A 21,196-nucleotide genomic window follows, 5' to 3' on the forward strand; every position below is an offset into this window, starting at 1 on the left:
TACTGCATGGTCCTTTTGCTTTGTACCTTCAAAACCGAACACTGATATCTAAATCCATTTCCTATACTTGCATTTTGGATAAGCCCTCGACCTATTAGTACACATCAGCTGAACACGTTACCGTGCTTACACCTTGTGCCTATCTAACCTCGTACTCTCCAAGGGGTCTTACTGCCGAAGCAGGGATATCTCATCTTGAGGGGGGCTTCACGCTTAGATGCCTTCAGCGTTTATCCCTTCCGGACGTGGCTACCCAGCCTTATGCATCTGGCGATGCAGCTGATACACCAGCGGTCCGTCCATCCCGGTCCTCTCGTACTAAGGACAGCTCCTCTCAGATATCCTACGCCCGCGCCGGATAGGGACCGAACTGTCTCACGACGTTCTGAACCCAGCTCGCGTACCGCTTTAATGGGCGAACAGCCCAACCCTTGGGACCTGCTACAGCCCCAGGATGCGATGAGCCGACATCGAGGTGCCAAACCACTCCGTCGATGTGAACTCTTGGGAGTGATAAGCCTGTTATCCCCAGGGTAGCTTTTATCCGTTGAGCGATGGCAATCCCACTTTCATACCACCGGATCACTAAGTCCTACTTTCGTATCTGTTCCACCCGTCGGTGTCACAGTCAGGCTCCCTTCTGCCTTTGCACTCTGCGAATGGTTTCCGTCCATTCTGAAGGAACCTTTGAGCGCCTCCGATACCCTTTCGGAGGCGACCGCCCCAGTCAAACTCCCCGGCAGACATTGTCCCCGGACCTGTTTCAAGATCCTTGGTTAGAAGCCCAGCATCATAAGGGTGGTATCCCAACAGCGACTCCGTAGCAACTGACGTCACTACTTCTTAGTCTCCCACCTATCCTGTACATATGGTACCGGACCCCAGTATCAACCTGGAGTAAAGCTCCATGGGGTCTTTCCGTCCTGGCGCGGGTAACCAGCATCTTCACTGGTACTTCAATTTCACCGGGTGCATTGCCGAGACAGTGCTCAAATCATTACGCCTTTCGTGCGGGTCGGAACTTACCCGACAAGGAATTTCGCTACCTTAGGACCGTTATAGTTACGGCCGCCGTTTACTGGGGCTTAAATTCAAAGCTTCGATTGCTCTAACCTCTCCTCTTAACCTTCCAGCACCGGGCAGGCGTCAGCCCATATACCTCACCTTTCGGTTTCGCATAGACCTGTGTTTTTGCTAAACAGTTGCTTGAGCCTCTTCTCTGCGGCCCACTTGCGTGGGCTCCCCTTATCCCGAAGTTACGGGGACATTTTGCCGAGTTCCTTAACAATGCTTCTCCCGTCGGCCTTAGGATTCTCTCCTCATCCACCTGTGTCGGTTTACGGTACGGGTTATGTATACGCAATAGTGGCTTTTCTTGACAGTCATATCTCACGCTTCACTACTATACTTCGCTCCCCCTTGCGGGACCGGTTCTTCCTTCCCCGGCTCGTGCCTTTTGCCTGTGTCCCCACAGTTCTGATATACATAAGTGCAGGAATATCAACCTGCTGTCCATCGCTTACGCCTCCTCGGCCTCAGCTTAGGTCCCGACTTCCCCAGGGCAGATCAGCTTTACCCTGGAATCCTTGGATATTCGGCCTGGAGGATTCTCACCTCCATCTCGCTACTCATTCCGGCATTCTCTCTTCACAGCGCTCCGCTGCTCCTTTCGGTACAGTTTCTACGCCCCTGTGAATGCTCCCCTACCGATCATTATTACCCGTAGATGATAACAATCCCTAGGCTTCGGTGTCGTGTTTCAGCCCCGGTAATTTTCGGCGCAGGACCTCTCGGCTAGTGAGCTATTACGCACTCTTTGAATGTGTGGCTGCTTCTGAGCCAACATCCTAGCTGTCTATGAAATCCCACATCCTTTTCCACTTAACACGTACTTTGGGACCTTAGCCGTAGATCTGGGCTCTTTCCCTTTTGACTACCCAACTTATCTCGTGTAGTCTGACTCCTGCGCTCATCCTCTTTGGCATTCGGAGTTTGATAATCTTTGGTAAGCGGTGAAGCCCCCGCGGATATTCAGTGCTCTACCTCCAAGAGGAATGCTACAGGGCTAGCCCTAAAGCTATTTTCGGGGAGAACCAGCTATCTCCGAGTTCGATTGGAATTTCTCCCCTATCCACAGCTCATCACCACCCTTTTCAACGGATGTGTGTTCGGACCTCCACAGCCTTTTACGGCCGCTTCATCCTGTCCATGGATAGATCACCCGGTTTCGGGTCTATGTTTGACGACTATTCGCCCTATTCAGACTTGGTCTCCCTTCGGCTATTCACCTTAAGTGCTTAACCTCGCCAACAAACATAACTCGCCGGACCGTTCTACAAAAAGTACGCGATCACTCTCATATGGAGCTTTCGCAGCTTGCAGGCACAGGGTTTCAGGTTCTCTTTCACTCCCCTCCCGGGGTCCTTTTCACCTTTCCCTCACGGTACTATTCGCTATCGGTCACTAAGTAGTATTTAGCCTTACGGGGTGGTCCCCGCATATTCAGACAAGGTTTCACGTGTCTCGTCCTACTCTGGATACTGTCTCGCTTCGACCGTTTTCGTATACGCGACTTTCACGCTCTTTGGCTCTGACTTTCCATTCAGATTCTACTAACAGTCTCCATCGATTATACAGTCCGAACCCCTAAGAGCAAGCTCCTAGGTTTGGGCTCTTCCGCGTTCGCTCGCCGCTACTTACGGAATCACTTTTGTTTTCTCTTCCTCCGGCTACTTAGATGTTTCAGTTCACCGGGTTCCCTTCGTTAACCTATGGATTCAGTTAACGATGACAGAGTTCTTCTCTGCCGGGTTGCCCCATTCAGATATCTACGGATCAAGGATTATTTGCATCTCCCCGTAGCTTTTCGCAGCTTATCACGTCTTTCATCGGCTCTTAGTGCCAAGGCATCCGCCCTGCGCCCTATATAACTTAACCATTTTAGTTAGCTAGTATAGAACTGGTCTTATCTTTCGATAACCATTCTCTCTTCTTTATGATGTATAGCGTTACTCATAAAGAATAAATTTGTTTCTTTGTTTTGGATTTTCGATGTCTTTTAATCGTAAAAATATCTTGGATTAAAAAATTTCTCAGTATTCGGTTTTCAAGGTACAACGTCAAGTTATTTCTTGACGAATGGAGATGGAGAGATTCGAACTCTTGACCCCCTGCTTGCAAGGCAGGTGCTCTCCCAACTGAGCTACACCCCCATTTGGATCCGGCAGCCACCTATCCTCCCATACCGTTGCCAGTATAGTACTTTCGGCCGCTTAGGTCTTAACCGTCGTGTTCGGGATGGGAACGGGTGTTACCCCTAAGCGCATCGCCACCGGAAATTTCTTGATGCTCATTGGCATCTAAACAGTAATACAACTCCCTACTTCATTCCTTTTTCTTTCCTTAGAAAGGAGGTGATCCAGCCGCAGGTTCTCCTACGGCTACCTTGTTACGACTTCACCCCAGTTATCAGACCTGCCTTCGACGGCTCTCTCCTTACGGTTAAGTCACCGGCTTCGGGCATTTCCGACTCCCATGGTGTGACGGGCGGTGTGTACAAGACCCGGGAACGTATTCACCGCAGCATGCTGATCTGCGATTACTAGCGATTCCAGCTTCGTGCAGGCGGGTTGCAGCCTACAGTCCGAACTGGGTCGTTATTTTTGAGATTTGCTCACCCTCGCGGGATCGCGTCCCTTTGTTACGACATTGTAGCACGTGTGTGGCCCAGATCATAAGGGGCATGATGATTTGACGTCATCCCCACCTTCCTCCAGGTTATCCCTGGCAGTCTCCATAGAGTTCCCATCTTACTGCTGGCTACTATGGACAAGGGTTGCGCTCGTTGCGGGACTTAACCCAACATCTCACGACACGAGCTGACGACAACCATGCACCACCTGTCTCAGATGCTCCGAAGAGCTACAGGCATTACCCTGTATTCATCTGGATCTCAAGATCTGGTAAGGTTCTTCGCGTTGCTTCGAATTAAACCACATGCTCCACCGCTTGTGCGGGTCCCCGTCAATTCCTTTGAGTTTCATTCTTGCGAACGTACTCCCCAGGTGGAATACTTACTGCGTTAGCGACGGCACTGAATGCCTATGGCACCCAACACCTAGTATTCATCGTTTACCGCGTGGACTACCAGGGTATCTAATCCTGTTTGCTCCCCACGCCTTCGAGCCTCAACGTCAGTTGCTGTCCAGTAAGCCGCCTTCGCCACCGATGTTCCTCCTAATATCTACGCATTTCACCGCTACACTAGGAATTCCGCTTACCTCTCCAGTACTCTAGTCATACAGTTTCCAAAGCAAGCCCACGGTTGAGCCGTGGGGTTTCACTTCAGACTTGCATCACCGTCTGCGCTCCCTTTACACCCAGTAAATCCGGATAACGCTTGCCCCCTACGTATTACCGCGGCTGCTGGCACGTAGTTAGCCGGGGCTTCTTAGTCAGGTACCGTCATCTCTCTTACGAGCCTTTCTTCCCTGCTGATAGAGCTTTACATACCGAAATACTTCTTCACTCACGCGGCGTCGCTGCATCAGAGTTTCCTCCATTGTGCAATATCCCCCACTGCTGCCTCCCGTAGGAGTTTGGGCCGTGTCTCAGTCCCAATGTGGCCGTCCGCCCTCTCAGGCCGGCTACAGATCGTTGCTTTGGTAGGCCGTTACCCTGCCAACTGGCTAATCTGACGCGGGCCCATCTCATACCACCGGAGTTTTTCACACTGCATCATGCGATGCTGTGCGCTTATGCGGTATTAACAGCCGTTTCCAACTGTTATCCCCCAGTATGAGGCAGGTTGCCCACGCGTTACTCACCCGTCCGCCACTAAGATTTAACAAGAATCCGCCGAAGCCTCATCAGCGTTAAATCTCCGTTCGACTTGCATGTGTTAGGCACGCCGCCAGCGTTCATCCTGAGCCAGGATCGAACTCTCACGTTTAAAAGTTTGATCTGACAAAGAACTAAAGCTTGGCTTTTGTTCTGTCCGTTATTTACCAAATCTTTGTTCTGAATAATTCTCTTGGAATTTTTCAGGGTTGCATTACTGTTTATTTGTCAATGTGCTTTGTTGCTTAGCTCTCAGCCGCAACTCATTTAGGATATCACAGCTTCAAGTGTCTGTCAACAACTTTTTAAAATTATTTTTTCGACTTTTGATTTGTCGGAAAACCGCTTATTTACTGAGGTTGCTCACCTCACAGCGGGTAAGACATAGTATAGCACTACTTTTTTTACTATGCAACACCTTTTTTCAATTATTTATAAAAACTTCTTAAATATCTTTGAATACCGCAAAATAACTGGGTTCCAACCTTCAAGACAGGTATCACGATATCAATATCAGTAATGAATTCAACAAGATATATGATGCAAGCAGCTTCAAATATACCGATAACTGCGCCCATGAATCTGTCAAACTTCCCAACCACCGGTATATTCTTTACCTTTTTGAATGCTTCTCCTATAGAAGTCATTATCTTATATACCGCAAATGCTACTACAAGGTAGCCTATCTTCGGGATGATAGTTCCCAAGTTCTTATAAAGTACGCTTCCTGCGATATTCATAAGATAATATACCGCAGCAAAGGACGCTATGACAGCAACAAGGCCTGCCGCTTCCGCAAACAGGCCATTATTAGCACCATATGACATTCTCCATAAGATCAAGCACAAGACTACAATAGTCATTACTACTTGTGAAATATCAAAGTCCATATCATATCCTTATTTCAAAACGTAAGTATCAACACTACTAGCTGTTACAAGAATGAATTTGTTTCTAGCACCTGTGGCAGCCATTGTACGAACAGGCTTGTCAAATGTCCCCTTGAACTTATCATGACCCTTCATATCCTTGATAACACATTCATCTTCGTTATAGATAACAAACTGATTCTTGTCAAAGATGATCTCTGTGTAATCCATATCAAAATATGTTGTAAGTATAATAGCTCCACTCTCATTATAGACTTGAAGTCTATAAGCGCCTTCATCTGTACTGTTGGCAAAGACAAGTCCAACATAGCTATCACTGAAATACACAGATCTGATCTCTTCATTTCCAGTAAAGCTCTCACTCTTGATGATAGGTTTTTCATCTCCAGAATAGAACATTATTCTGGCGTCAGATATAGCAAAGCTTGCGCTTGAATTCATAAACTGCACGTAGGGAACAACTTCTCCTGGGTAGTCAAATCCACTAGCATAGTTATCTATCGCGTTCTGTCCCACTGATCCAAAGTTAAAAAATGCAACACTAGTCTTAACTTGACCATCTTCCGGATAAAGATACGATACACATACCAGCTCCGCATTAGGAGAAATACTGATATCTATAGGATATCCACTGTCCTTCATTGTGGTCTTAAAGTTAGCTAAAGTGTTTCCTTGTGAATCATAGAGGTAGATCCAGGTAACATCCTTACCATCAAGGACAGCTGCAACCACCCCCTGGGATGATACGCAGAAATCTCTAATTGGAAGATTAGTATCCACCTGTCCCAAAGAGCCGCTGACACTATTGACGTATATGTTATGCCCGTTATAGTCACCAACCGCAACTATACTCTGGCAAGTATGAGCTATAGGACTCTGCATCTCATATGTCTGATTCCAAAGCACCTGTCCGCTTTCATCCAAACAACTGATGCCATCTTTACTATACTGAACAATGTGGCCGCTTAGACTGATAACCTTGGCATCCGCTCCATTTGTAATACTAGAACCGGTAGAGATAACAGCTTCAGAATATTCCTTATCCCTCCAGCTGATATAAACTGCTGCCACAAAGAATATTGTGACAGCCGCAATGATCACTGTTCTAAAAAACACTCTGAGCTTATGGCTTCGTATCTTTTCCTTATAGGAAGTTTCTCTTACAGGGCTCTCATCAAAGGATTCCTCAGGTAGTTCTTCATCTGACTCGATGATCTTATTTAATTTGTCGGCATAAGCTTTAAAATCTTTTACTTCCGCCAAAGCCTTGTTTCTCCATTATCATTTATTTGAGAACTGATAGATAGTGGTATTATCGTAGTCTCTTTCTGGTCCATATACGCAGTCTGGGAAGCCAGCCTGATTGATAGAGTTAGGATATACCTGTGTCTCAAGGCAGAATCCTTCTCTTGCTTTGTATGTTGCACCGCCCTTAGCATTTTCAGCAGCAAGGAAGTTACCAACATAAAGCTGGAATCCAGGTAGATCTGTTGAACACTTCATTGAAATACCTGTTACTGGTGAAGTTGCTGTAGCAAATACCTTCATTGTTCCATCAGCGCCATCGATACAATAGTTGTGGTCATATCCCCCAACATACTTAAGCTGCTGGTCATCAGCATTTATATCCTGTCCAATTGTCTTTTCACTGGTGAAATCAAACGGTGTTCCAACAACACTAGCGATCTCGCCAGTAGGAATAGCTGCTGAATCAATAACAGGAGTGAACTTAGTTGAGTTAAGAACAAGCTTGTGATCAAGAATACTTCCTGAATTATGACCACTAAGATTGAAGTATGCATGGTTAGTCATATTGATAAGAGTCTTAGCATCACTTGTTGCATGATAGTGAAGCTTGAGCTCATTAGCTTCTGTAACAGTAAATGTTACCTCGAATACTCTGTTTCCTGAAAAACCTAAATCTCCGTCTGCAGACTTAAGTGTAAACTTAACGCAGTTGTCACCTTCCTCTGCATCCCAGATTCTCTTGTGGAATCCATTAGCCATATCTGTATGAAGATTGTTTGGTCCATCATTTACAGGAAGGATAAACTCTCTGTCGTCGATCTTGTACTTAGCATTTGCGATTCTGTTTGCTGTAGGTCCAACTGTTGCTCCAAGGAAGCAGCTGTTAACCTCGTATCCCTTAATATCATCAAAGCCAAGGTTTACATCTACTTTGTTTCCGTTCTTGTCTGGAACAAAAATATTCTTGATGATACATCCAAAATTTAATACAACAACTTCCATTCCTGCATTATTGCTAATGTGGTACGCATATACTGGTACTCCATTAGAATTCTGTCCAAATGCTTCTTTTTTTACTGCCATTTCTTTTCCCTCCAACAATTCTTTTTATAGTTCTGTTCTTCCCTCTAAAGCTCTCAAAAGAGTCACTTCATCGATGTATTCAAGATCTCCGCCCACCGGAACGCCACTTGCAATCCTGGTCACTTTGATTCCTGTTGGTTTAATAAGTTTGCTGATATACATAGCAGTAGTCTCGCCCTCCAAGCTGGAGTTTGTAGCAATTATGACCTCATCAACATCCTCAGTCTGAAGCCTCTGCATAAGTTCAGTAAGCCTGATGTCCCCTGGTCCAATGCCAAGCATAGGTGAAATAGCCCCATGCAAAACATGATACACGCCTTCAAACTTACCGGTCTTTTCATATGCCGCGAGATCTCTGGCATTTTCCACGACCATTATAGTCTTGTGATCTCTGTTGGGATTACTGCAGATAGGACATACATCATCATCTGTAAGCGTGCAACACACACTACAATAATGTACATTCTCCCTTGCACTGGTGATCGAATCCGCAAGCTTTTTTACCCTGTCCTTTGGAAGATTAATGATATAAAAAGCCAATCTCTGCGCAGATTTGTTACCAATTCCCGGCAATGCTGCAAGTTCATCTATCAGCTTGTTAATATGTCCGCTGTATAGGTCCATTAGAAAGGAAATCCTCCACCAAGGCCGCCTGTCATCTTGCCGATCATAGCGCCTGAAGCTTCATCTGCCTGTTTCATTGCTTCGTTAACTGCTGCAACGATCATATCCTGAAGCATCTCTACATCATCTGGATCAACTGCTTCTGGTGAAATAGTAACACTCTTAAGAGTCTTGCTTCCTAATACAGTAACTTCTACTGCTCCGCCGCCAGCTTTAGCTGTAAACTCCTTAGTCTCGAGCTCTTTCTGGCTCTCCTCCATCTGACGCTGCATTCTCTGCGCCTGCTTCATTAAATTATTCATGTTGCCAGGCATACCACCACCTGGGAATCCTCCACGTTTAGCCATTTCTTAATTCTCCTTTTCTTCATCTTCTGTAACTATATCAAAATTTATCGATTGTAAATTAACATAGTTTTCTTCAAAATCCTGCTCTGCAGGAAGGAACCTTGTCTCATATTCTACATGTTTACCTATGGCTCCATCAAGAACCTGTTGAAGTTCCTCAGCATACTGTCCGCCAGAATACTTTTCTGACAGCTGCTTGTTATCGAAAACAATCTGAAGAATATCGCCATTGCCAAGACTGAGTCTCGCTCTCTGCATATATGTCTTCATGGGATTGTCCATTCTGGCAAGAAGCTTAGCCCATCCATTTACTATTCTCTGGATATCCTCTGGTACTGCTCTATCCAGTACCTTCTTTTCCTTTGGTGCAATCTGCCCTGCTCCAGCAAAAGAGCTACTGGTTGCCACCGCTACCTGACCACTTTTTATTCCTTTCAAAAGCTTGCTGTTTTCTTCATCGTGCTGCTCTAATATCCTAAGCCTGTCTTCATAAGAATCTTCTGCCTTATCCATCTGTGGTTTACACATTTTGATAAGTGTTATTTCTATTAATATTCGTTTCTGAGTTGCATACCTGATCTGAGATGAAAGCTCAGAAAAAATACGGATATATCTGATAATAGTATCTGTATCTGCACCTTCTGCCTGCTCTTTTAACGACTTGAGATTGTCAGATGAGATATCTACTACATCCTCCATCTCATCCGAAGCCTTAACTAGCATAAGATTTCTGAGATACCATACAAAATCATTTACAAACTGAGTAAGCTCCCTACCCTGAATTACTATGTCTGCCAAAAGGGTAAGTGCCGCATTGGCATCCTGCGTATAAAGAGCAGAAAAAAGTCTGTTAAACACTTCCGTGTCCACCGCACCAAGTACGTTTAGCACCTTGTCATAAGTAAGCTCCTGACCATAGTTAAAGGCTACGCACTGATCCAAAAGACTAAGTGAATCTCTCATAGAACCATCTGCAGTCTTGGCAATGTATCTAAGAGCTCTATCTTCAACCTTGATTCCTTCTGAATCAACAACCTCTCGAAGTCTGCCCTCGATGTTGTCGATTGTGATTCTGTGGAAATCATATCTCTGGCATCTAGAAAGGATTGTGATAGGAATCTTCTGAACTTCCGTCGTTGCCAGAATGAACATTACATATGAAGGTGGCTCTTCCAAAGTCTTAAGGAGCGCATTAAAAGCACCGGCGGATAACATATGTACCTCGTCGATGATGTATACCTTTTTTTTACCTTTGGTAGGTGAATATGAGACCTCTTCAATGATCTCACGGACGTTATCAACACCATTGTTGGATGCAGCATCGATCTCTATGACATTCATGCTGTTTCCTGCTGCGATCTCTTTGCACATCTCGCACTCACCACATGGACTTCCATCTATAGGGTGCTCACAGTTAACTGCCTTTGCAAGAATCTTTGCAACAGAAGTCTTACCTGTTCCGCGAGTTCCGCAGAACAGGTAAGCATGTCCAACTCTGTCAGATTTGATCTGATTCTTAAGTGTTGTAACTATGTGATCCTGGCCTTTGACATCTTCAAAGACCGGGGGTCTGAATTTTCTGTAAAGTGCTACATAACCCATTAAAAAAACTACTCCACCATTAACAAAACTTTTATATTATTTAATCTCCGAAGCAAACCCCAAGCATCTTCGCTTCTTTGATAATGCTGGCATCCGGTGATACATATTTGAGTTTGCCGGCAATCTCTGAAAGAGGAACCTTAACAATCTCTCTGTTCTTGTATGCAACCATGTATCCAAACTCTTTATCGAGGATCAGCTGACCAGCCTCTGCTCCAAGTCTTGAAGCAAATACTCTGTCGTATGGATCTGGTGCTCCACCTCTTTGCATGTGTCCAGGAACTGTAACACGAACTTCATGTCCGCTCTTTTTCTGGATTGCTTCTGCAATTTCATAAGATACTGATGGATACTTACTGTTTGCAAGCTTCTCTTTATATTCTTTCTTGGAAAGCTTAGCATCCTTCTTGGAAATCGCCCCCTCTGCCACTGCAATGATCGTAAATCTGCTGCCGTGCTCATCTCTAGCCTTGATTGCATCACAGATCTTGTTAATATCATATGGGATCTCAGGAATAAGGATAACGTCCGCTCCACCTGCAAGGCCTGCATTAAGCGTAAGCCATCCAACCTTGTGACCCATTACTTCTATAATAAACACTCTTCCATGAGAATCTGCTGTTGTATGAATGTTATCTATAACATTAGTTGCTACATCCACAGCACTCTGGAAACCAAAGGTCATATCTGTTCCCCAAAGGTCGTTGTCGATAGTCTTCGGAAGAGATACGATATTAAGCCCTTCTTCCCTTAAAAGATTGGCTGTCTTCTGAGAGCCATTACCTCCCAAAACAACAAGACAATCAAGCTGAAGCTTGTAATAGTTCTGCTTCATAGCTTCTACTTTATCAAGACCATTTTCGTCTGGTTCGCGGATAGTCTTAAAAGGTGTTCTGGAACTACCAAGAATTGTTCCACCCTTGGTAAGAATACCTGAAAAATCATGAGATGTAAGCATTCTAAAATCGCCATAAATAAGTCCTTTATAGCCATTCTTGAAACCATAAAATTCAACTTCCTGGCCGCTGTGGGCGATGCATTTTACAACGCCGCGCATTGCTGCATTCAAAGCCTGACAGTCACCACCACTTGTCAACATACCAATTCTCATCATGTGAAAAGGCCTCCTTTGAAAAAAGCTTTTTTAGGAACGCATACTACTGATAATTATACATAATAATAGATAAACTGCCAAGTTTGTCCGGTTGACTCTACCTCATTATAAAAGTATAATAAAAAGCGCTTTGGAACTACTTCCAGAGCACTCGGAGACGTATCAAAGTGGTCGTAATGAGGCGCACTCGAAATGCGTTTGTCCTTCTGGGCACGCGGGTTCGAATCCCGCCGTCTCCGCTATTTCATTTACATCACACAGTTCTGTATTTTCTGCTTCTTTTGATTATTCATAATTTTTTCAAAAAACATGTAACCTGCCAATGTAATTTATCGTTATATATAGTGAAGACCTTAAAAGGAGGATAAATATGAAAAATAATCTTATATCATGCATTTTAAGCGCCACTCTCGTTGCAGGAACCATTATGGGATGCGGAACACAAGCCCCTCAGGAACAACCCTCTTCTGATTCCTCGGTTGCTGATAACAGCAAGTCACAGGAGACCACAATCACACCAAACCCAGACTTCAACAAGTCCCTTATAGAATTTGTAGAACAAAATGGCTTTAGTCAGGAAAACTACATGGTATCTCCTACCTCCTTTAGAGCAGCCCTTGCTCTTGCTGCATCAGGCGCTGACAACGAAACTAAAGACCAAATCCTTGCCGCCATGGGATTTAGCAGCATGGAGGAAGTAAATGCATGGTACAACTCTGTTAGCTCTTCAATTGATAACTTTGATTCTCTGCTAAAAGAGGCTAAAAAGGATTTTAAAGAAAACAAAGAGTGGTACGGTGATGATGCCAAAGAACCTGATGGTGCCTTCCAGATGGCTAATTCCATTTGGAGCAACACTGATGCCAGCGGCAAGCTTTCAAAGGACTACATCAAATACGTTCAAAAAAACTATGACGCAGAAGCAGAAAACGTTGACAGTAGCCACATTACAGACAAGGTAAATTCCTGGATCAATAATAAGACCATGGGCCTCATTCCAGAAATAAGCGGCAACATGTCAGATGTAGCAGTAGTCCTCGTTAATACCGTCTACCTTCGAACATCCTGGTTAGAAAGCTTTAGCGACTATTTCACAACTCAGGACGACTTCACTACAATCGACGGATCAACTGTAAAAAAAGACTTCATGCAGCAAACAAAAAGCTATAGATATTACGAGGATGAAAAAGGAAAGTTCGTTGTACTCCCTATGAACGGCGGAATCAACGCTGTATTTATCCTTGGTGAAGTGGATGATATAATGGATAAGCTAAAAGATGCTTCTTACGAAGAGGTTGATGTTCTTCTTCCAAAGTTCGAGATAGAGAGTTCTTTTAGCAACAACGAGTTAATAGACTACATGATCAGCCAGGGTGCAACACTTCCATTTACTGAAGATGCGGACTTCTCCGTAATGAGCAAAGATATGTCCCTTGTGATCTCTGACATCATCCAAAAGACCAAAATTAAGGTGGATGAAGACGGAATAGAAGCCGCTGCAGCCACAGCGATCATGATGAAAGAATCTGCTATGGAGATAAATGAAATAAAAGAATTCCACGCAGACCAGCCTTTTAAATTCATGATCCTTACTGACAGTGACACACCAGAACCACTCTTCTGCGGTCAGCTCGTTAAATAAACCAATATTAAGGAGATCAACATGGAATACATAGAAAACGAATATCTTAAGATTGGGATAGCCACTCACGGAGCTGAGCTTAGCAGCATTTTTGACAAAAAGAGAAACAAAGAGCTCCTCTGGCAGGCTGATCCAACATATTGGAAAAGGCATGCACCAGTTCTTTTCCCAATCGTAGGAAATGTTAATGGCGGTGTGTTCAAGTATAAAGGCAAGTCTTATCCTATGTCCGCCCACGGATTTGCCAGAGATACAGATTTTGAACTGGTAAAAAAAGACAGGAACAGCGTAAGCTTTTCACTTAGCTCAACTCCCGAAATGAAAGAAAGATATCCTTTTGATTTCCAGCTCATCATCACTCATACTCTGGAAGAGTCCACAATCATAGTAAAATGGGATATAGTAAATACCTCTGACAGCGAGCCTTTATACTATTCAATTGGCGGTCATCCCGCTTTTGCCTGTCCAATAAATAATGGTGAAAAGAGATCTGATTACAAGGTAAAGTTTGAAAAAGATAGCCTTACCTACTCTCTTATCATTCCAGATACAAGAGAAGTTGATTATCAGAATCCTAGTACTCTCACATTAAAAGATGGGGTTCTTGATATCACAGATACCTTATTTGATAAGGATGCTCTTATCTTTGATGACTATCAGGTCCAAAAGGCAAGCCTCTGCACACCAGATGGCAAGCCATATATCACCCTTACATGCGAAGGTTTCCCAAGCTTCGGACTTTGGTCTCATCCTTCACCAGATGCTCATTACGTATGCCTTGAGCCATGGCTTGGAAGATGCGATAACAAAGGATTTGACGGAGAACTTCCAGAAAAATATGGAGAGCAGTGCCTGGAAGCAGGCAAGACTAAAACAGAACAGTATCAGATAACTATTTCCTGATAAAAAAAAGCGTGCAGATTAACAATTCTGCACGCTTTTTAAAATCACTGATTATGATTGCTTATCTAAGATCATATTCAAGCTTAACTGTAATAGTTGCTGTCTTATATCTTGAGCTTGTATCAAAAGCTCCATCGTAAGAATAGCTGCTTGTTCCTGAATTCTTGGCTGTTATCTGGAATACACCAAGGCTTGAATTCTTGAGTTTTCCAAGCTTGGCGCCTGAATTCTTGGCAACTATATCAATTCTATCCTTGGCATTTATTGAAGCCTTATCAATAAGATCAAGCTTAAGAGCATCAAGGTCTGAGTAGTAATACTCAGGTGCACCTGATGAAAGCTCTACGCCCTGATCAAGAAGGCTTGAAATGTCGCGAGATACCTTTTCAATATTATCGAGATTTGAAGATGAAACAGTTACATCCTGAGTGAGCTGATAGCCATCTGCTTCAGATCCGACATAATTACCATTTACATCATAGACATCTCTATAGGTTCTACTGATATCTACTGAATTAAATACGATCTCCTCATCAGTTACGCCGTTACTTGTAAGATAATTCTTAACAAGCTCAGCATCCTGCTTGATCTTGGAGTATGCATCCTGTGAAGTATAAGCTACAGCCGAAAAAGAACCTCTCCAGATAATTATATCTGCTTCAAAATCTACGCTGGCACTTCCAGTAGCTGTAATAACATGACTTGACTCTGATCTGAAATGAGCAAGTCCAATTGCGAGCGAAACGCAGCTTACCACGATACAAAGGCCAATAATAAGCGCGTTAACCGGACTGGTTTTCTTTTGTTCCATAACACTTTCCTCCCTAACAACAAAACTCTACTAACGCCTCTATTGTACCCTACTAGTAAGATATCAACAAGTTTTAGACAGAAACGTCAAAGCCTCCACTTATAACAGGTGCTGTCACTTTGGCGCCGCCGACCTCTCCCGGCATCGATATTACAGGATGAACCTTAGGTGATGGGTCTATTCCAAGACTCTGAGCAGATACCCCAGTATTCACAGGCATTCCTGCCTCTGCCTTACTCTTTTCATGTTCCATCATACCCTTTAAGTACTCTTTATCAGCTTGTGCTATCTCCTTAAGCTCTTTATATCTATGCTTTATCTTGAACATCTTAAGGTCATCCTCTGACATGTTAGGATCAGGAGCATACATAGATTCTGCTAGATCAGTAAGGTCAAGCTCCTCCATCATGTCCATCATTTCATCAGAAAACTCATCCATAAGATCTGACATAGACTCAGTCATCATATCCATAAGGTCTTCATCTGAATATTCATAAGCAATTACATCCGGATCAAGGTAATACTCATCACCATAAGACGCGCCAGCAAGCTCTTCCTCTAATAATTCCTCATCTTCAGGAATTTCTTCCAGCTCTTCTTCAGGTGTTTCCTCTGTTTCCTGCTCATCTGTCTTTAATTCTTCTTCAAATGACGCTACACCTTTGCCACCACGCTCTATCATCTCTTCCTGCTCGAGGTGACTTACTTTTTTCTTGGCAACCTTCTCCATTGCCTTGGCATGATCTATAGCAAGCTGGAGTTCCTCTTCATCGTATTCTCCACCTGCCTTAAGCCGTTTAAGGCGCATTATCTCTCTCTTTGCGGCTTGAACGGCTTTTCTAGCACTTACTGAATTTTTACTTCTGATAATTTGTGAAGATATCTTCTTGAAACTGTATTGTAGCTTTTTCTTCTGAAGAGAATTATCCTTGGACTTAGCCCTTGAAGCACTGAGCTGCTTTGCATAGCTTAAGGACTGATCTACAACACTACTTTGTTTACTACTATCCCTCTGCTGATATTCCATTTTTCTAAGGGATGTTCTATCTGTGGAATTTGCTGATTTTTGCGCAGAATTGCCCTGTGATCCATTCTTGACGAACATATTAGCAAAAGCATTTTTACTAATAGCATTAAGAATCATCGCATCCTCCGTGACGCATTGATCAAATTCCCTTTTACGTATTATATTTCGGCAATTCTATAGTAAAACTTAACCCTTATAAAGAGCAGATCCAGTCTGCATGTTTAATACAGATATCCATGCACGCCATGCCCATAGCAAAAAATGACATCAAAATGATCACAAAAACTGCTGACTTATCATATACAAACTTATCAGTGAGCATATTTGTTATCAGGATCTCAACGCCTAATCCCACCAGGATCAGTGGCCACATGCTAAAAACAAATTCATAGCTAAGGACATTAAAGATCGTAGAAAAAATAAACATAACTCCGAAAGCAATAAGTGTAACACCTGCAGTGATAGTGCCTGTTTTATGCATTCTGGTTGTTTCCATCATCTACCTCCTCTATAGAATCAATCTCTTTCTTCTTTCCTTTTATCAAAAGAACTCCGATCACAATAAGGATCACTGCTATCACGATCTGTGGAAGCCCATCTACGATAGGATAAAGGTCCCCCCACATGCTATCAGGAATGATTCTACAGAATATATCTTTTATATAGCCCCATAAGATCGAAGTACCAAAGATTATAAGAAGGACTGCGCCCCAAGTGCGTACCTTTTTATCAGTAAATTTAACTGAACCTTCACCAAGGTACTCTTCCCAGATATATCTGTCTTCGAAGGTTGCGAACTCTTCAGCATCCATAGACGCAACTGACCTTGCGTGGAAAAAGCTTACAATATAGATAATAGCCACGAATCCCATAAAAATGTCACTGATCCCACCAGCCATCACGCAGGCAAATATCATAAATATCGCAAGAAGACTAAATCCACTCTTGTTAAATCCCATATAGAGCTCTGCAGCTCCTGGCATGAATGAAAATATAAATGTCATAAAAGCATTTTTCTTTTTTGGTTTCATTTTTAACCTCCAATTTATCTTAAATATTCTTCAATCTTGTTTTCTATTAGTAACTGAACATCACTGATCTTTTCCAAAGCTCCTTTATCTTTTATAGCTTCTTCTTTTGTCATGATGTCCCTTTCTGCCATTGCTTCTTCTTTGGATGCAACTACTCTAGACTGCTCAACAACCTCTCTTGAAGGAACCTCTGTCTGCACTAAAGGATTAAACGGTCCAACAAACAATATAGCTATGGCTGCTGCCACCGAAAGACCCACTCGCATACAATATAGACGAAAGTCAGTAACTTTCTTTTTCTTGATGTGTATCTCTCGAAGTACATTTTTTTCGATCCTATCAGGAGCCTTGACCAAACCTTCATCTTCGACTTCAGCCATCAACTTTAATAGTTCTTCGTCAGAAAGATAATTATTACTCATGCCAGTAGATCCTCCTTTCTCATAGTTTTTTTAAGCATATCTCTCGCTCTGTAGATATGTGTTTGAACCGTTTTTAAAGGCTTTCCTCTCTTTTCAGCAATCTCTTTTGCCGTTAGTTCATTTATAAAATAGTCTTCAGCCACTTCTCTGTATGGTTCTGGAAGCGCATTGCAATCGTCTCTGAATTTCACCAGCACATCCTTGTTTACAAAGGATTGCAGTGGCCCATCCCTTTCCTGAGTGATCTCCTGCGGCATCTCATCTTCTTCTGTCGCTATAGCGCGCCTCTCCGCCGCTCTCATATAGTCAATACATTTATTAGTGGCTATTCTACAAAGCCAAGCCTTTTCGGCCGTTCCATCAAATTTGTCCAAGTGCTGATAAGCAGAAATAAAGGTTTCCTGGGTTATATCCTCCGCGGCAAAATAATCACCAGTCATCTTAAGGCATACAGAGAAAACCAGATTCTTATACTGATTCATCAGCTCTATTAACTTTTTCTCAGAATCTATTTTCCCCACCTTCTTTTTCCTTTATTTTTGCCTCTCATTTATATAAACGAGACAATGATAATATTATCTTCAAAAATTTTCATCTTTTTTAGTATAGTGCCATTTTCCTTCTTAAACCACATAAATAGAGCCATAGCATTCCGCTACAGCTCTGTTTTCTAATTAAAGATTTGCTTTTATCTTATTGATCATCTCATCATATTCGGCATCTGTAAGGAACTTTTTTTGAGGATTCATCTCAAAAACACCGCCCCACTCGAACTCATCCTTATACTTTGGTACAAGGTGCATATGAAGATGACATCCTGTGTCTGCATATGCGCCATAATTCACCTTATCCGGATTAAATGCAGCATGGATAGCCTTTGATGCTCTTGCAACATCGGCAAAAAATGCATCTCTCTCTTTATCTGATATGTCTACAAGCTCACTGATGTGATCCTTGTAGGCCACAATACAGCGGCCAGGATGGCTCTGCTCCTTAAAAAGAATAAGCTGGCTCACCTCAAGATCACAGATCTTGATGCCAAACTTTGCAAGAGGCTCTCCTCCAACGCAATATCCACAATTACAGTCTTTCATACCTTTTTCTCCCGCTATGTCATTTATTTAAAAAGTATACTGCAGAACCAACTCGCTTAAGGTTCTGTAAGTTCCTCTTGGAACCGCAAATTCTGTGCCATCCTCCATGGCGATGGTCTCTTTGGTGATCCTAAGAACCTTTTTCAAATTTATTATCACATTTTTACCCAAAAGATAAAAATATGGTTCCTTGTTAAGATCACTTAAAAGTTCCTGGATAGTACTGCGAACCAGGTAACTTCTGTCACTGGTAATAATCCTCTTGTAATGGTCTTCTGACTGAATGTACATTATGTCGTTCATGGCAACTTTACTAAGCTCGCCGCTCTCTCTTATGGTGAGGTAATGTATCTCTTCAGCAATACACACTCTGTCCATTGCAGCAAAAAACTCTTCTTCAAGAATAGGCTTTTCAAGATAGTGAACAGCATGAATCCTGAATGCCTCTTTATAAAAGGCATTAGAAGAAGTCATAAAGATGATCTGACCGTTATTATCTCTTTTTCTGATAAGATCAGCAATCTCTATGCCATTCATTTTGTCTATGTAGATATCAAGAAGGTAAATATCATAGATATTCTTTTCAATTGCCCCCAAAAGCTCAATTGAAGAATTAAAGATATCCACATCCATCACGATAGAAGGATGCACTCTCCTATATTTAGCTAAAAGCTCTGCCGCAGCAGCAGCAGAGCTTTTTTCATCATCACATACAGCGATTCTGTACATATTGCCCCCAGTTCAAGTATTTATCCCTTGAAGTCTATTGTCTGCCCCACATTTTTCTCCATCGGAGTCATTATAGTGTCTGCTCTTAAATTATAGTTAAACGCATCTATCTTTTTGAGGAGCTCCTCTACAGAATCTGCCATAAGAATCTCGTAGTCTTCCTCTTCATCAGATCCTTTGTCTCGTATCTTTTCTAGCTGCGCTTCTCTTGCTTCTTTCTTTTCTGCCTTTTTCTCGGCTTCTTTTTCAGCTTTTTTATTGGCAGCTCTCTTTGCTGCAAGCTTCTCAGTCATAGTCTGAGACGACTTCTGCATAACTGCAAAGAAAGAAGCTGTACCATTATCATTAACCTGCATTCCGATGGTCTTTACATTACCTTTGGTCTGCATAATAGACTTAAGTTCAGGCATCTGAGACTGTGCTTTAGCGATAAGACCTTCATACTTAGCTCTGTATGCATCATCAGTAGCCATTCTCTCAATCTTTTCTTCATCGATAAGTACTACCATTCTATTGGCATTGCCAAAAGAGCTTGCATGCTGCTTGGCATATTCCTTCATGTCCTTACTTACAAGAACAAAGTCCATGTTGGAATATTTTTTCTTGAGCTCTTCGTAGTACTTGGCGCCCTCCTCAGAAAGCTGGGCTTTACCGATCGTCTTTCCATAGTTGCCTGTTTTGGTAGTTGTAGTATCATTTACGCCTGTACTTTGGGCTGCATCATAAATACTAGAACTATTGTTAAAAACATCAGATATTGCCATGGTTCCCTCCAATCCCGGACTTCCCGTCCGCTAAGCATCCTTGCTATCAACAGATCATTTTATAGGCTCACCTGTTTTTGTGCTGTACTCTGCTGATTCTATAATGACATCATCATTTCCATATTCTCTTTTGCTAAAAAGCACCTTTTTAGCCTTTTCATCTATCTCTTTCGCATATATATATCGACTACCACCTTCAATTACTTCACGGTATCCATACCAAAATGGGCAATTATTTATAAAATTATTAGAATTATGGAGTTCCATCAGCTTATTAGAAACTTCATCGCTGATTCCGTAGTCAGAATCAATCTTGTATTCAAAGTCCCCATAGTCACCGATCTCTGCATCTTCCCTTCCGATAAATGCAAGATACTCCTCAGCGTATCCCTGCTCCATCTTAACAAGTTCGCTGTTATCCTCATCTTCTATTGTAATGCAGCGGCTCCACAGGTCTTCAGGGAAGAGCTTCTTGATAGAACCAACAAAAGCACTACCATCTTCGGCTTCCTGATAGTCCTTAACTCTGTAGATACCCTCTTCATCTCTTTCAAAAGTCACAACAGCAGGAATTGCTCCTGTTCCGGCGAACTTTACAAAGTTACCATTTTCAAATTCATATTTTCCATACATTGTAAGCAGATAGCAAACCTGCTCATCTGCGTCATCCTCACCATCTTTTCCCATGAGGATATGACCTTCGCCCGAACATTCTCCGCCTTCAAAATTCTCATTGTTATGATCAAATACCGCCAGGGCTATAGCATCATCAAGCTCTGTAGGATTAGGATCAAGAGAGATACCGGTACTTGCCGCATCAGCAGCATCTTCTGTGCTGGCAGCTGTTGCTTCTTCGGTAGATGCAATTACAGATGCTTCTACAACAGCTTCTTCATTTGCTTTTTCTTTTCCGCATCCTGCTAGTAGTGAAGCTGCAAATACAAAACTGATCATTACGGAACAAATCTTCTTTTTCATATTATCACCCCTCTTCTGCAATGATTACATTTGCTGTCGGTACTAATA

General features: G+C 42.8%; 19 protein-coding genes, 2 tRNA genes and 3 rRNA genes. 3 read left to right on the plus strand and 21 right to left on the minus strand.

Annotation, left to right across the window (positions count from 1 at the left end; all coding sequences use genetic code 11):
- Positions 1–74: 74 nt before the first annotated feature.
- From bhn_RS13435 to bhn_RS13485, 11 genes are all read right to left on the minus strand, one after another.
- Positions 75–2,937, minus strand: a 23S ribosomal RNA gene (locus bhn_RS13435).
- Positions 2,938–3,139: 202 nt separating this feature from the next.
- Positions 3,140–3,212, minus strand: a tRNA-Ala gene (locus bhn_RS13440).
- 6 nt (positions 3,213–3,218) lie between these two features.
- A 5S ribosomal RNA gene (rrf, locus tag bhn_RS13445) occupies positions 3,219–3,336 on the minus strand.
- Between the two features lie 70 nt (positions 3,337–3,406).
- A 16S ribosomal RNA gene (locus bhn_RS13450) occupies positions 3,407–4,951 on the minus strand.
- The 16S, 23S and 5S rRNA genes sit together here with 1 tRNA gene alongside, the layout of an rRNA operon.
- A gap of 316 nt (positions 4,952–5,267) precedes the next feature.
- Positions 5,268–5,729 (minus strand): CvpA family protein, encoded by a 462-nt coding sequence (locus tag bhn_RS13455; RefSeq protein WP_071177170.1) that lies wholly within the window; start codon positions 5,727–5,729, stop codon positions 5,268–5,270.
- 9 nt (positions 5,730–5,738) lie between these two features.
- Entirely contained in the window at positions 5,739–6,992 is a 1,254-nt protein-coding gene (locus bhn_RS13460) for a DUF5711 family protein (protein ID WP_071177171.1), read from the minus strand.
- 18 nt (positions 6,993–7,010) lie between these two features.
- On the minus strand, positions 7,011–8,060 hold the full coding sequence (locus bhn_RS13465) for an aldose epimerase family protein (protein ID WP_071177172.1): 1,050 nt from the start codon (positions 8,058–8,060) through the stop codon (positions 7,011–7,013).
- A gap of 24 nt (positions 8,061–8,084) precedes the next feature.
- On the minus strand, positions 8,085–8,684 hold the full coding sequence (gene recR / locus bhn_RS13470) for a recombination mediator RecR (RefSeq protein ID WP_071177173.1): 600 nt from the start codon (positions 8,682–8,684) through the stop codon (positions 8,085–8,087).
- Complete coding sequence (locus tag bhn_RS13475; protein WP_071177174.1) at positions 8,684–9,031, minus strand: YbaB/EbfC family nucleoid-associated protein; 348 nt, start codon at positions 9,029–9,031, stop codon at positions 8,684–8,686. The genes recR and bhn_RS13475 overlap by 1 nt, the downstream gene beginning before the upstream one ends.
- A 3-nt stretch (positions 9,032–9,034) precedes the next feature.
- Positions 9,035–10,633, minus strand: a complete 1,599-nt coding sequence (dnaX, locus tag bhn_RS13480) for a DNA polymerase III subunit gamma/tau (RefSeq protein WP_071177175.1) — start codon at positions 10,631–10,633, stop codon at positions 9,035–9,037.
- A gap of 40 nt (positions 10,634–10,673) precedes the next feature.
- Complete coding sequence (locus tag bhn_RS13485; protein WP_071177176.1) at positions 10,674–11,747, minus strand: 6-phosphofructokinase; 1,074 nt, start codon at positions 11,745–11,747, stop codon at positions 10,674–10,676.
- Positions 11,748–11,900: 153 nt separating this feature from the next.
- Here bhn_RS13485 and bhn_RS13490 point away from each other — a divergent pair.
- The 3 genes from bhn_RS13490 (at position 11,901) to bhn_RS13500 (ending at position 14,292) form a co-directional block, all read left to right on the plus strand.
- Positions 11,901–11,986 (plus strand) — tRNA-Ser (locus bhn_RS13490).
- A gap of 131 nt (positions 11,987–12,117) precedes the next feature.
- Positions 12,118–13,389: a serpin family protein gene (locus tag bhn_RS13495; RefSeq protein WP_071177177.1), complete on the plus strand. Its 1,272-nt coding sequence runs from the start codon at positions 12,118–12,120 to the stop codon at positions 13,387–13,389.
- Positions 13,390–13,410: 21 nt separating this feature from the next.
- Complete coding sequence (locus bhn_RS13500; RefSeq protein ID WP_071177178.1) at positions 13,411–14,292, plus strand: aldose 1-epimerase family protein; 882 nt, start codon at positions 13,411–13,413, stop codon at positions 14,290–14,292.
- Between the two features lie 61 nt (positions 14,293–14,353).
- On the opposite strand, the gene bhn_RS13505 is transcribed toward bhn_RS13500, so the two are convergent.
- From bhn_RS13505 to bhn_RS13550, 10 genes are all read right to left on the minus strand, one after another.
- Positions 14,354–15,103, minus strand: a complete 750-nt coding sequence (locus bhn_RS13505) for an SIMPL domain-containing protein (RefSeq protein ID WP_071177179.1) — start codon at positions 15,101–15,103, stop codon at positions 14,354–14,356.
- A gap of 73 nt (positions 15,104–15,176) precedes the next feature.
- Positions 15,177–16,247 carry a hypothetical protein gene (locus tag bhn_RS13510; protein WP_071177180.1) on the minus strand — a complete coding sequence of 357 codons (1,071 nt, stop codon included), beginning with the start codon at positions 16,245–16,247 and terminating at the stop codon, positions 15,177–15,179.
- Positions 16,248–16,323: 76 nt separating this feature from the next.
- A complete protein-coding gene (locus bhn_RS13515; RefSeq protein ID WP_161487332.1) occupies positions 16,324–16,629 on the minus strand; it encodes a LiaI-LiaF-like domain-containing protein in 306 nt (101 codons plus the stop codon).
- Positions 16,604–17,161 (minus strand): hypothetical protein, encoded by a 558-nt coding sequence (locus bhn_RS13520; protein WP_071177181.1) that lies wholly within the window; start codon positions 17,159–17,161, stop codon positions 16,604–16,606. Before bhn_RS13520 ends, bhn_RS13515 begins: the two co-directional genes overlap by 26 nt.
- A gap of 14 nt (positions 17,162–17,175) precedes the next feature.
- A complete protein-coding gene (locus bhn_RS13525) occupies positions 17,176–17,583 on the minus strand; it encodes a hypothetical protein (RefSeq protein ID WP_071177182.1) in 408 nt (135 codons plus the stop codon).
- Entirely contained in the window at positions 17,580–18,065 is a 486-nt protein-coding gene (locus bhn_RS13530; protein WP_071177548.1) for an RNA polymerase sigma factor, read from the minus strand. Before bhn_RS13530 ends, bhn_RS13525 begins: the two co-directional genes overlap by 4 nt.
- Positions 18,066–18,257: 192 nt before the next feature.
- Positions 18,258–18,677, minus strand: a complete 420-nt coding sequence (locus bhn_RS13535; RefSeq protein WP_071177183.1) for an HIT family protein — start codon at positions 18,675–18,677, stop codon at positions 18,258–18,260.
- 27 nt (positions 18,678–18,704) lie between these two features.
- Entirely contained in the window at positions 18,705–19,406 is a 702-nt protein-coding gene (locus bhn_RS13540; RefSeq protein ID WP_071177184.1) for a LytR/AlgR family response regulator transcription factor, read from the minus strand.
- A 20-nt stretch (positions 19,407–19,426) separates the two neighbouring features.
- The gene (locus bhn_RS13545; RefSeq protein WP_071177185.1) at positions 19,427–20,170 is read right to left on the minus strand and encodes a DUF6033 family protein; all 744 of its coding nucleotides are present in this window, start codon (positions 20,168–20,170) and stop codon (positions 19,427–19,429) included.
- A 54-nt stretch (positions 20,171–20,224) separates the two neighbouring features.
- On the minus strand, positions 20,225–21,148 hold the full coding sequence (locus bhn_RS13550; RefSeq protein ID WP_071177186.1) for a hypothetical protein: 924 nt from the start codon (positions 21,146–21,148) through the stop codon (positions 20,225–20,227).
- Positions 21,149–21,196: the final 48 nt, after the last annotated feature.

The sequence above is a fragment of the Butyrivibrio hungatei genome, assembly GCF_001858005.1.
GTDB classification, from domain to species: domain Bacteria; phylum Bacillota; class Clostridia; order Lachnospirales; family Lachnospiraceae; genus Butyrivibrio; species Butyrivibrio hungatei.

What these genes read in the sequence shown, in the direction of transcription:
- bhn_RS13455 (WP_071177170.1), bottom strand. Translation starts at nt 5,729, where the DNA reads ATGGACTTTGATATTTCACAAGTAGTAATGACTATTGTAGTCTTGTGC.
- bhn_RS13465 (WP_071177172.1), bottom strand. Translation starts at nt 8,060, where the DNA reads ATGGCAGTAAAAAAAGAAGCATTTGGACAGAATTCTAATGGAGTACCA.
- recR (WP_071177173.1), bottom strand. Translation starts at nt 8,684, where the DNA reads ATGGACCTATACAGCGGACATATTAACAAGCTGATAGATGAACTTGCA.
- bhn_RS13475 (WP_071177174.1), bottom strand. Translation starts at nt 9,031, where the DNA reads ATGGCTAAACGTGGAGGATTCCCAGGTGGTGGTATGCCTGGCAACATG.
- dnaX (WP_071177175.1), bottom strand. Translation starts at nt 10,633, where the DNA reads ATGGGTTATGTAGCACTTTACAGAAAATTCAGACCCCCGGTCTTTGAA.
- bhn_RS13485 (WP_071177176.1), bottom strand. Translation starts at nt 11,747, where the DNA reads ATGATGAGAATTGGTATGTTGACAAGTGGTGGTGACTGTCAGGCTTTG.
- bhn_RS13495 (WP_071177177.1), top strand. Translation starts at nt 12,118, where the DNA reads ATGAAAAATAATCTTATATCATGCATTTTAAGCGCCACTCTCGTTGCA.
- bhn_RS13500 (WP_071177178.1), top strand. Translation starts at nt 13,411, where the DNA reads ATGGAATACATAGAAAACGAATATCTTAAGATTGGGATAGCCACTCAC.
- bhn_RS13505 (WP_071177179.1), bottom strand. Translation starts at nt 15,103, where the DNA reads ATGGAACAAAAGAAAACCAGTCCGGTTAACGCGCTTATTATTGGCCTT.
- bhn_RS13510 (WP_071177180.1), bottom strand. Translation starts at nt 16,247, where the DNA reads ATGATTCTTAATGCTATTAGTAAAAATGCTTTTGCTAATATGTTCGTC.
- bhn_RS13515 (WP_161487332.1), bottom strand. Translation starts at nt 16,629, where the DNA reads ATGATGGAAACAACCAGAATGCATAAAACAGGCACTATCACTGCAGGT.
- bhn_RS13520 (WP_071177181.1), bottom strand. Translation starts at nt 17,161, where the DNA reads ATGAAACCAAAAAAGAAAAATGCTTTTATGACATTTATATTTTCATTC.
- bhn_RS13525 (WP_071177182.1), bottom strand. Translation starts at nt 17,583, where the DNA reads ATGAGTAATAATTATCTTTCTGACGAAGAACTATTAAAGTTGATGGCT.
- bhn_RS13530 (WP_071177548.1), bottom strand. Translation starts at nt 18,065, where the DNA reads ATGAATCAGTATAAGAATCTGGTTTTCTCTGTATGCCTTAAGATGACT.
- bhn_RS13535 (WP_071177183.1), bottom strand. Translation starts at nt 18,677, where the DNA reads ATGAAAGACTGTAATTGTGGATATTGCGTTGGAGGAGAGCCTCTTGCA.
- bhn_RS13540 (WP_071177184.1), bottom strand. Translation starts at nt 19,406, where the DNA reads ATGTACAGAATCGCTGTATGTGATGATGAAAAAAGCTCTGCTGCTGCT.
- bhn_RS13545 (WP_071177185.1), bottom strand. Translation starts at nt 20,170, where the DNA reads ATGGCAATATCTGATGTTTTTAACAATAGTTCTAGTATTTATGATGCA.
- bhn_RS13550 (WP_071177186.1), bottom strand. Translation starts at nt 21,148, where the DNA reads ATGAAAAAGAAGATTTGTTCCGTAATGATCAGTTTTGTATTTGCAGCT.